The sequence below is a fragment of the Nocardia sp. NPDC055321 genome, assembly GCF_053645575.1.
The window spans coordinates 311,297-321,731 of sequence record NZ_JBSHMS010000010.1 but is presented as its reverse complement, the minus strand read 5'-3'; the positions used below and the strand labels follow the sequence as shown (position 1 = coordinate 321,731).

Genomic DNA, 10,435 nt, shown 5'->3' with positions numbered 1-10,435 from the left:
GGCCCGGACCTGTGCGGTCCGGGCACGACAGTGGCTGTGCCGCAGGCTCGTTCGAGCCCGGCGCGGCCGGGCGGCTAGCTCGCGGGCGGGGCGGCCGGAGCCGCGGGCGCCGCGTCCGCCGGGGCCGGCGCGTCGCCGGAGCCGCTCGAGCCGCTGTCGCTGGAGCCGCCCGAACCCGTGGTGGCGGGCTCGCCGTCGACCTTCGGGAGTTCGGCCACGGTGAACAGGCCGACGGTCGGCAGCACCACGCACCGGGCGGCCGGGTAGTCGATCGTGCCCCAGAGCGAGGCCACGACGGTGCCGGGGCCGGAGTCGACCGTGGTCGCCAGGGCCGGGAGGTTGTACTCGGTCAGGTCGGCGAGTGGGCTGATGCCGCTGCGGCCGTTGCCGACGTTGAGCCAGGCGACACTGAGGCCCGAGGCCAGCGGCATGCCCGAATGCGCGGGGGTGGCCTGGAAGCGCAGGGTGCCGGGCGGGCCGGCCAGGCCCAGTTCGGGGCCGTCGACCATGCCGGGGGTGGCCGAGGCGGCGGTCATGGTGAAGGGCAGGTTGTGTCCGCAGCCGATGGTGGGGGCGGTGTATCCGAAGGGCCGGAAGCCGATGTCGCCGAGCTTGGCGGCCGCGACCAGCTGGGCGCCCTTGCTCACCGTGGTTACTGCGGCCTGCGCCTCGGCGTTGTCGCCCGCAGCGGTCGTGAGCTGCTCGATGGCCTGCTCGACCGGGGACTTCTCCGCGTCGGCGGCGGCCGTGCCGCCCGCGCACAGGATCGCCGCGGCGGCGAGGGCGGTGACCGAGGCGGCGCGCCCGGGAAGAGTTCTGCCGTTCACTCGTACTTCTCCTGCGAACTCGGGATACCGGTGGGGCGATCGGCGGCTCTGCGCTTCGGAAGCGGCACCGGCGCACCGGATCTCCCCGGCAACGTACCAGCTGCCCCGCGATCGCGTCCGCCCAGGCGGTAGCCGGGTGTGATCCAGCCGACACGCCGAGTATTACCGGGGGGTAGGTTTGACCTTGATACGACAGCGACGCTGGGAGAAGCGATGAAACTTGCCCTGTCACCAGATGAGGTGAAATTCCGGGACGAACTGCGCGAGTTCTACCGGACCAAGGTCCCGGCGGAGATTCGCGAACGCGTGAAGTACGGTCGCGAGCTCTCCAAGGACGACATCGTCACCACGCATCGAATCCTCAACGAGCACGGCTACGCGGTCCCCAAGTGGCCGGTGGCCTGGGGCGGCCGCGACTGGACGCCCATGCAGCGCCACATCTGGGAAGACGAGATGCAGCTGGCCTCGGTCATCGAGCCGCTGACCTTCAACGCCCAGATGATCGGCCCCGTCATCGCGCAGTTCGGCTCCGAGGAGCTCAAACAGCGCTTCCTGCCGCCGACCGCGAACCTGGACATCTGGTGGTGCCAGGGCTTCTCCGAGCCGGACGCCGGTTCGGACCTGGCCTCGCTGCGCACCACCGCGGTCCGCGACGGCGACGACTACATCGTCAACGGCCAGAAGATCTGGACCACGCTGGCGCAGTACGCGGATTGGATCTTCTGCCTGGTCCGCACCGATCCGGCGGCGAAGAAGCAGGCCGGCATCTCCATGCTGCTGTTCGACGTGAAGTCGCCGGGCGTGACCATTCGCCCGATCAAGCTGATCGACGGCGGCCACGAGGTCAACGAGGTCTTCTTCGAGAACGTCCGGGTGCCCGCCGATCAGCTGGTCGGCGAGGAGAACATGGGCTGGACCTACGCCAAGTTCCTGCTCGGCAACGAGCGCACCGGCATCACCGGCGTCGGCCGCACGAAGGTCAAGCTGGCGGTGGCGAAAGAGTATGCGGCCCAGACCAGGTCGGGGCGCGGCACGCTGCTCGAGGATCCGGTGTTCGCGGCTCGGATCGCGGCGCTGGAGAACGAGCTGCTGGCGCTGGAACTGACGCTGATGCGGGTGGTGTCCAATACCACCGACGGCAAGCCGAATCCGGCGTCCTCGGTGCTCAAGCTGCGGGGTTCGGAGCTGCAGCAGGCCGCCACCGAGCTGCTGCTGGACATCGCGGGACCGGACGCGCTGCCGGTGCAGGCCGATGACATCGCTTCGCCCGCGTGGGCGCAGCGCACCGGCCCCGGCTACCTGAACTACCGCAAGACAACCATCTACGGAGGTTCCAGCGAGGTGCAGCGCACCATCATCGCCTCCACCATCCTCGGATTGTGAGCTGCCGCCATGGATTTCGAACTCACCGATGAACAGGTCATGCTGCGCGACACGGTCCGCGATCTGCTCGCCCGCGCCTACGACCCCGAGACCCGCCTGAAGGTCACCGACGCCGAACTCGGCTGGAATCGCCAGGTCTGGAACCAGCTCGCCGAACTCGGCGTGCTGGGACTGGCTTTCGGCGAGGAGGACGGCGGCGTCGGCGCCGGGCCGGTGGAGACCATGGTCGTGCTGGAGGAGGTCGGCCGCCGCCTGGCGCCCGAGCCGATCCTGGACGCGGTCCTGGTCCCCGGCGGCCTGATCGCCGCCGCGGGCACCGAGGCGCAGCGGCAGCGCGTGCTGCCCGAGGTGATCGCGGGGGAGAAGCTGCTCGCGTTCGCCCACGACGAGCCCGGAACCCGCTGGCCCGCCGCGGAACTCGCCACGATCGCGGTGCCGCAGGGTGACGGGTACGTGCTGACCGGGGTGAAGAACCCGGTGCCGCACGGGGATTGCGCCGACGAGTTCGTGGTCAGCGCCGAACTGCCCGGCGGCGGGCCGGGGCTGTTCCTGGTCGCGGCCGACGCGACCGGCGTGGTGCGCAAGCCCTTCCGCACCTTCGACGAGCGCCGGGGCGCGCAGCTCGAGTTCACCGCGACCCCGGGTGAGCTGCTCGGCGACAACGCCGACACCGCGGCCGCGCTGGCCGCGGTGACCGCCCAGGCGCAGGCCGCGCTGTGCGCGGAGTCGCTGGGCGCGATGGAGGAGTCGCTGCGCCTGACGACCGAATACCTCAAGACCCGCAAGCAGTTCGGCGTCACGCTGTCGAAGTTCCAGACCCTGAGCCAGCGCGCCGCCGAAATGTACGTCTCCCTGGAGTTGGCGCGCAGTATGAGCCTGTACGCCACGGCAGCCCTGGTGGACGAGGTGACCGATCCGACCGTCGCCGCCCGCGCCCGCCTGCAGGTAGGGCGTTCGGCCCGGCACATCGGCCAGGAGGCGATCCAGATGCACGGCGGCATCGGCATCACCACCGAGTATCCGGTGAGCCACTACGTGGCCCGCCTGACCGCCATCGCCCGCACCCTGGGCACCGACCTGGACCACCTCAACCACCTGGCCGGCCACGTCGGCGATTACACCCTCGTCGAGTTCTGACACGCCTCTCCCACGTGCCCCGCTCCGGATCGGAGCGGGGCGCGCGCGTTTCCGGGACGTTCGGCCGTTGCGGGGCACGGGGTTCCGTGTATGACGACCCGCGCGCGCCGCCCGACCTGGGCCGGGGCGCGTGTCGTTTCCGCGTTCGGTGAAATCGGGTGGGGGCGGGTGCGAGACCGCGCGTAGGGTGCGGTCATGGGAGAGGAAACTGTTCGGCTGGACGGGAATACGCTGGTGCTGGCGGGGGACGTACGGGTGCGATTCATTCGCACGCTGCGGCTGCCGGAGACGGGAACGCACGCGTTGCCGCCGGGTATCGGGGATTTCCCGGTGCGGCGGGTCGCGGATTACGCGGACACGGTGCCCGACGAGTGGGCGAAGCGCGGCGGCGTCATGCTGCCCATGTACCTGCGCGAGGCCATGTGGCTCTCGTTCTCCGCGCGCGAACCGGCGGCGCTGCAGGTCGGGGTGGGCAAGGTGTGCGCGGTTTCGGGCAAGCCCTGGAGCGACCGGCTCGGCCGCGATCCGCAGAACTACGTGGTGCTACCCCGCCAGCCCTGGCTGGACGGCATCAACTCCGGTGCCGGCACCATCCGCCAATTCGTCGCCGTCCCACTGGGTTTGGGCGCGACGGTGGAGGGCCAGGTCACGGGGGAGGAGGTGTGGGGCGGAATCCAGTTGCAGCACTTCGGATTGAACGAGATCGAGTTGGCGCAGTGGCGCAAGGCCCAGCGGGCGCGGGAGGTGAGCCGCGGTGACGGTCCGGTGACGCTCGGAAGCCCGTTCGACGGCGGCTACGGCGCCAAGGAGCCGCCGCCCTGGGGCGGCATGCCCGTGGCCGGTGGCCCGCCGCCCGCGCCGTCCGCCCAGGCCCCGGTGTACGGCGCGGCGCCGCACCCGTCCTCGGCCCCGCTGCCCCCGCCCGCAGCGCCCGGAGCGCCCCTCCCGCGCGCGGCCGCTGGCAAATCCGCCAAGGCCATGGGACTGGGCGTCGGCGGCACCATGCACCAGGAGATCTACGCCGACGACCGGAGGCTCGCGGCCTGGGCGGCAACGCCTTCCGGCCGTGTCTTCGTACACCTGGTGACCCCGCCGGACTGGCAGCGCATCACCGGAGAAGCGCCGCCGCCCTCACCGGTGAACCGGCAGGCGTACACCGAGGCGGGCCTGCCGTGGTTCGACTACTACGACTCGGACGGCTCGGATCTGCCGCCCGCCCCGGACCTGTCCAACGTCGTGCCGGTGGGCGACTGGCTGGGCGCGGATCACGAACCGTGGCAGGACCCCACACCCGGTCAGGTGCATCACCTGGGAGATGCGAAGGGCAAACCCGTCACCGACGGCGACTGGTAGTCCGGCCGTTCCGGCCCGCCGACAACCCGTGGCCGGCCGCCCGCGCACGCCCGGGCGGCCGCCCTCACTCCTCCGAATCGTCGGTGGCGGTGGGCCGTTCGGTGGTCGTGGTGGGCGCGACGGTGGTGTCCTCGGTGGTGGTCACCGGCCGTTCGGTGGTCACCGGGCGCTCGGTCGTGACCGGGCGTTCGGTGGTCGTGCGCGGCGGCCGCGAGGTGGTGGTGCGCGGGGTGGTCGGCCGCGTGGTGCGGGTGGTCGTGGTCGTCCGGTTGCCCGGGTAGTCCGGGTCGTCGGGGTCGATGGTGACCGAGGGCGGCAGCGTGCGCCGCGGCGGCTGATCCGAGGCGACCCGCCAGGTCGGCGAGGGCGGGATGAGGATCCCGGGGGTGGTGCTGCCGCTCGACGTCGAATTCGCCGGTGCGGCTTGCAGATCCGCGTTCAACGCCGGGGGCGGCACGTAGACGTCCTGCCGGCCGAGGCCGCAGGCGCCGAGAACCACCAGACCCAGCGATACCGCGCCGACCGCGGCGGCGGCACCGACCACGGGCCGGGGGAGCGGCCTCCGCGGTGTGGTGTCGCCGCGCTCGTCCGCGCGGGCGTTGCTGCCGTCCATTCGTGGCACTCCTGATTGTCTCGAGTGGGCTCACCATAACGGAGGTGATGACTCGGGGCCAGGCGGGTGCTTGGTCCGATTTGTTCGACTACGGCACTGTTCCGGAAGGCTACGACAATATCTCAAACAGCAATGATTCAGATATCGGATTAATAAACTCCGCGTGTTGCACGCACGTGTCGCCTGGACATTTCGTTGCCGAGCCGTAATGTGTGTCCAAAGTTACACGTGAGACGCCCGAAATTAGCCGAGAGACGCGCCGAAGATTCGCCGAACCGGTGGGCGTCATCTAGGAGTGGATGATGGGTGCATTCTCGACATCCCCGCTGCGCGCCAACGCGCGGCCCGGGGAACCGGCGGTCGACAGACCGTCGAGACCGTCGGCGATCCTGGCCCGCGCCGCCGCCTGGCTCTTCTTCCTGGGCGGAGTGGTCGGCGCGATCCTCGGGATAGCGGGCCTACATGTGGAAATCACCGTCGCGGGCCTGATACTGGCCTGCACCGCAGGACTGGTCCTGCTCAAACTACGCGCGGACAACGCGCCCACCGACGGCAACTGACTCTCCCCGGGCGGCACACGGACCCGGAGTCGATCGAGTCCCTTCCCGCCCGTCGAGAAAAACTCGCGAAATGAATCCGCGATCGGCCGCGCATCGAATAGCTGAATGAATTCAGCTAATTATTAGCTACCAATTCTCGGCTCCATTCGCTGCCGCTCGAGTCTTTGCCGTCATTGGCGCTAACCGCGAACAACCCATTCGAATGCCGCCGCTTTCGAGCGACTGCCCTCCGCCGTGCGGGAACGATTCGGCTCGCCGAGTTCAGCCAGCAACTGTTCGGATATCGGCACGAGCTCCGCGAGCGACTCGGGCGTGAACCATTCCGGACGCGTCGCGAAGAGCAGATCCTCGCTGGCGGTGTTGCCGGAGGCGCCCGGCGCGAACGGGCAGCCGCCGAGGCCGCCGAGCGACCCGTCCACCACGGCGGCCCCGGCGGCGATGGCCGCCAGCGAATTCGCCACGCCCATGCCCCAGGTGTCATGGCCGTGGAACACGATGCGGCGGTTGGCCGTACCCCAGCGGCCCGGCGCGGCCACCGCCGCGATCAGCGCCGAGACCTGCGCCGGATGCGCCTGGCCCAGGGTGTCCGCGATCACGATGTCCGCCGATCCGGCCGCGCGCTGATCCCCGGCGATGGCCAGCACCCGCCGCGGATCGACCGGGCCGTCGAACGGGCAGGTGAAAGCCGTTGCCAGGCACAGCTGAATGCGCCCGCCCGCCTCGCGGGCGATCGCGACCGCGTCCGGCATGGCGGCCAGACTGTCCTCGGTGGTGCGCCCGATATTGGCTTTGTTGTGCGCGTCCGAGACCGAGAAGCAGTACTGGAAATTCCGCACGCCCGCGGCCGCGGCCTTTTCCACGTGCCGCGGCGTGGCCACCCAGACCCAGCAGCGGCTCAATTCCTCGGGCGTGAGCGCGGCGACGAGCTCGAGCGTATTGGCCATGGGCGGCACCAGATCCGGGCGCGCCATGGACCCGATCTCCAATTCCGGGACACCCAGCGCCAGCAGCCGGCGCACGATCTCGGCCTTGCGTTCGGTCGGCAGCACCTTGCCGGTGAGCTGCAGCCCGTCGCGCAGGGTCACATCGCGCAGGATCGCTTCCATCACTGTTCCTCCAGGGCGTCGATCTCGCTGTCGGACATGCCCAATAGTCCCGCGAGGACTTCGCGGGTGTGCGCACCCAGGTCGGGTCCGACGTTGCGAATGGGCAACGACTGCTCGCCGATGACCGGCACGATGCCGGTGAAGCCCACCCGCTTGGGTTCGGGCTCACCCACGTCCACCGCGAAGTCCTGAATCATATTGCGCGCCCGGTATTGTTCGTCGGCCACGATATCGGCGGCGGTATAGATGGGTCCGCACGGAATGGCGGCGGCCTCGAGGACTTCGAGCGCCTGCGCCGGGGTGCGGGTGCGCGTCCATTCCGCGATCGAGGCGTCGAGCCGATCGCGATTGCGCCAGCGGCCCGCGTTGTCCTGCAATTCCGGATCGGCCGCCAGATCGGGCCGCTCGATGACCTGCATGTAGCGCTGGAAAATGGCGTCGCCGTTCCCGCCGATGATGATGCTGTTGCCGTCGCTGCACGGGTAGGCGTTGCTGGGCGCGATGCCCTCCATGCGCCCGCCGACCCGCTCCCGGTTGATGCCGTACGCGAGGTAGTCCGGCACCAGCGACTCCATCACCGACAGGATGGATTCGTTCAGTGCCACGTCGATGACGCGCTGGGCCAGCGGCACCGACTCGGTCACGCGCTCGCGCTGGAACAGCGCCATCACCGTGCCGAAGGCGGCGTAGATGCCGGCGATGGAGTCGCCGATGGACACGCCCACTCGCACCGGCGGCCGGTCCGGATCGCCGACTAGTTCGCGCAGCCCGCCGACCGCCTCGGCGACCGCGGCGAAGCCCGGCCGCTGGGCCAGCGGCCCGGTCTGCCCGTACGCCGAGATGCGGGTGATGACCAGATTCGGGTTGGCGGCGTCGAGCACCTCGGGCCCCAGGCCCCACTTCTCCAGCATGCCGGGCCGGAAGTTCTCGAGCAGTACGTCGCACTTCTCGATAAGCCCGAGCACGATCGCCCGCCCCGCCTCGGTGCGCAGGTCCAGGGTGATGGACTTCTTGTTCCGGTTCACCGTCCGGTACAGCATGGAGGTGTCACCGCCGTAGAGCCGCCAATTGCGCAGCTCATCACCGGTTTTGGGCCGCTCCACCTTGATGACCTCGGCCCCGAAATCGCCGAGGATACGCCCCGCCGTCGGCGCGGCGACGTAGTTGCCCAGCTCCAGAACCCGCACGCCGTCGAGCGGCCGAATCTCCATGCGGGCAACTCTATAGTCGCCCGCCGCGGCGCGACCTCCGGTCCGCCGCCGCCCGATGCGCCGCCCGAGGGGTCGTGCGCGGGAGCGGTTCCGGACAGACGAAAGGCCGGGGCGACGGCTGGTTGGGGCCGTCGCACCGGCCTTCCTCCCGCTCCGATTGTGCTGTGCGCAAGAACATCACACTCGGGGCCGGCTCGCTCAGGCCGCGCGCGGGGCGACCTGTTCGATGATGGAGTAGTGCTCGGCGTTGCCGCTGATGATGGTGCTGGGCTCGCCGTGCACGTCGACCGGGACGTCGCCCGCGAGGGTGATGCGGGTCAGGCGGCGGGGCTCGCCGTCGTAGTCGTCGATCGCGTAGTGCTGGGTGGCGCGGTTGTCCCAGATCGCGACGTCGCCGAGCTGCCAGTTCCAGCGGGTGGTGTTCTCCAGCTTGATGACCCGGTTCTGCAGCAGCTGGAACAGCGCCTGGGACTCGGCGGCGGACAGGCCGACGAAATTCTTCACGAAGTGCCCCAGCAGCAGGGCGCGCTCGCCGGTGACCGGGTGCACGCGCACGACCGGGTGCTCGGTCTCGTAGTAGTTCGACTCGAACTCCGCGCGGTACGCCTTACCGTGCTCGTTGGCCGCGGCGGTGTCGCTGCGGTCGGCGGCGTAGTCGTACACGTTGGTGTGCCGGGCGCGCAGGTTCTCCACCAGCACCTTGAGCGGTGCGGGCAGCGCCTCGTAGGCGGCGACGGTGGAGGCCCAGGTGGTCGAACCGCCGTAGGAGGGCAGGTGCACCGCGCGCAGGATGGACGCCTTCGGGATCCGGTCCACGAAGCTGACATCGGTGTGCCAGCTGTTGGCCCGGCCGTACTCGGAGTCGATGGGCAGGGACTTGACGCCCTTGGAGGTGACGGTCGGGTGCGGCGTGGTGGGGGAGCCGAGCAGTTCGGCGAACTCGTACTGGCCGTCCTCGGTCAGATGTTCCTGGCCGCGGAAGAAGATGACCTTGTGCTCGGCCAGCGCCGACTGGATGAGCTCGACGGTCTCGGGCGGCAGATCGGCGCCCAGGCGCACGCCGTCGATGCGAGCGCCTATCTTGCTGCCGAGCTTCACCACGGTGGCGGTGGCGGTGGCGTAATCGACGGACATACAGGGCCTTTCGCTCGATCGGATGCTGCGTACGAGCACACCATCGAGGCCCCGCGGGAAACAGGATTAGGCGCAGCCGGATCGAAAGAGCGGCCCGGGCCGGAAGCGGCCCCCGGCCGACTCAGCCCACCTGCTCCCGCAGGTAGGCCAGATCCTCGGCGACGCCCTCGGCCGGGGTCTCCAGCACGATCGGCGCGTCCACCGCCCGGCACACCTCCACCAGCAGCTGCGGGTCGATGGTGCCCTCGGACAGATTCGCGTGCCTGTCCGCGCCGGAGTCGAACGCGTCGCGCGAGGAGTTCAGGTGCACCAGGTCGATCCGGCCGGTGATGGCCTTGATCCTGTCCACCACGCCCAGCAGTTCCTCGCCGCCGGCCCAGGCGTGGCAGGTGTCCAGGCAGAAACCGGCGCCGAAGTCGCCGACGGCGTCCCACAGCCGGGCGATGTCGTCGAAATGCCGTGCCATGGCGTGGTTTCCGCCCGCGGTGTTCTCGATCAGGATGGGCACGGCGAAGCCGCCCTTGTCCTGCTGGCGTTCGAAGAGTTTGCGCCAGTTCAGGATCCCCTCGAGCATCTCCTCGTCCTTGCGCACGTGCCCGCCGTGCACGACCAGGCCGAAGGCGCCGAGCTCGGCCGCGGCCTTCGCCTGGGCCGCCACCGCGTTGCGGGAGGGCATGCGCAGGCGGTTGTTCAGGCTGGCCACGTTGATCTGGTAGCTGGAGTGCACCACCACCTCGATCGGGCTGGCCTTGATCTCCGCGGCCAGGGGATGCGGCTGGGGTTTGTCCCAGCTCTGCGGATCCACCACGAACATCTGGATGACGTCGGCGCCCAGCTTGACCCCGAACGCGATGGGGTCGCCCTCGGTCCGAACGTGTGCTCCTATGCGCATGCGATACAGGCTATCGCTAGCGTCCGACAGCCTCCGCGACGAGACGGCGGTCACGGTTGTTGCGCTTTCGCTGCGGGCGGAGATAGTTCGGTAAGGACTGTGTTGCCGAGCCCGGATCGACGGGGTGATTCATCGCCGTCCTGCTATGGTTTCGGTGTTTTCCGGATCGGCCCGAGTGCGATCATGCCGATCGTTTGCGGTACGCCGCGCGCTGGTGGG

10 protein-coding genes are annotated in these 10,435 nt (G+C 69.8%); 4 read left to right on the top strand and 6 right to left on the bottom strand.

Annotation, left to right across the window (positions count from 1 at the left end; genetic code table 11):
* Window positions 1–74: 74 nt before the first annotated feature.
* Entirely contained in the window at window positions 75–827 is a 753-nt protein-coding gene (locus tag ACWIGI_RS18760; protein WP_454203654.1) for a hypothetical protein, read from the bottom strand.
* Between the two features lie 213 nt (window positions 828–1,040).
* On the opposite strand from ACWIGI_RS18760, the gene ACWIGI_RS18755 reads away from it, so the two are divergent.
* The 3 genes from ACWIGI_RS18755 to ACWIGI_RS18745 all read left to right on the top strand — a co-directional run bounded on the left by ACWIGI_RS18755 (window position 1,041) and on the right by ACWIGI_RS18745 (window position 4,700).
* Complete coding sequence (locus ACWIGI_RS18755) at window positions 1,041–2,210, top strand: acyl-CoA dehydrogenase family protein (RefSeq protein WP_454203653.1); 1,170 nt, start codon at window positions 1,041–1,043, stop codon at window positions 2,208–2,210.
* Window positions 2,211–2,219: 9 nt separating this feature from the next.
* Window positions 2,220–3,347, top strand: coding sequence for an acyl-CoA dehydrogenase family protein (locus ACWIGI_RS18750; protein WP_454203652.1), 1,128 nt, complete (start codon window positions 2,220–2,222; stop codon window positions 3,345–3,347).
* A 195-nt stretch (window positions 3,348–3,542) separates the two neighbouring features.
* Window positions 3,543–4,700, top strand: coding sequence for a hypothetical protein (locus ACWIGI_RS18745; RefSeq protein WP_454203651.1), 1,158 nt, complete (start codon window positions 3,543–3,545; stop codon window positions 4,698–4,700).
* Window positions 4,701–4,764: 64 nt separating this feature from the next.
* Here the strand turns inward: ACWIGI_RS18745 and ACWIGI_RS18740 are convergent, their stop codons facing one another.
* Entirely contained in the window at window positions 4,765–5,313 is a 549-nt protein-coding gene (locus ACWIGI_RS18740; RefSeq protein ID WP_454203650.1) for a hypothetical protein, read from the bottom strand.
* Window positions 5,314–5,615: 302 nt separating this feature from the next.
* Here ACWIGI_RS18740 and ACWIGI_RS18735 point away from each other — a divergent pair, with 302 nt between their 5' ends.
* The gene (locus tag ACWIGI_RS18735) at window positions 5,616–5,873 is read left to right on the top strand and encodes a hypothetical protein (protein ID WP_354991197.1); all 258 of its coding nucleotides are present in this window, start codon (window positions 5,616–5,618) and stop codon (window positions 5,871–5,873) included.
* A gap of 179 nt (window positions 5,874–6,052) precedes the next feature.
* Here ACWIGI_RS18735 and ACWIGI_RS18730 read toward each other — a convergent pair whose 3' ends face one another.
* From ACWIGI_RS18730 to ACWIGI_RS18715, 4 genes are all read right to left on the bottom strand, one after another.
* Window positions 6,053–6,979: a hydroxymethylglutaryl-CoA lyase gene (locus tag ACWIGI_RS18730; protein WP_454203649.1), complete on the bottom strand. Its 927-nt coding sequence runs from the start codon at window positions 6,977–6,979 to the stop codon at window positions 6,053–6,055.
* Entirely contained in the window at window positions 6,979–8,190 is a 1,212-nt protein-coding gene (locus ACWIGI_RS18725) for a CaiB/BaiF CoA transferase family protein (RefSeq protein WP_454203648.1), read from the bottom strand. The genes ACWIGI_RS18730 and ACWIGI_RS18725 overlap by 1 nt, the downstream gene beginning before the upstream one ends.
* Window positions 8,191–8,388: 198 nt before the next feature.
* Window positions 8,389–9,324 (bottom strand): TauD/TfdA dioxygenase family protein, encoded by a 936-nt coding sequence (locus ACWIGI_RS18720; RefSeq protein ID WP_454203647.1) that lies wholly within the window; start codon window positions 9,322–9,324, stop codon window positions 8,389–8,391.
* Window positions 9,325–9,445: 121 nt separating this feature from the next.
* Window positions 9,446–10,216 carry a deoxyribonuclease IV gene (locus ACWIGI_RS18715; protein ID WP_454203646.1) on the bottom strand — a complete coding sequence of 257 codons (771 nt, stop codon included), beginning with the start codon at window positions 10,214–10,216 and terminating at the stop codon, window positions 9,446–9,448.
* Window positions 10,217–10,435: the final 219 nt, after the last annotated feature.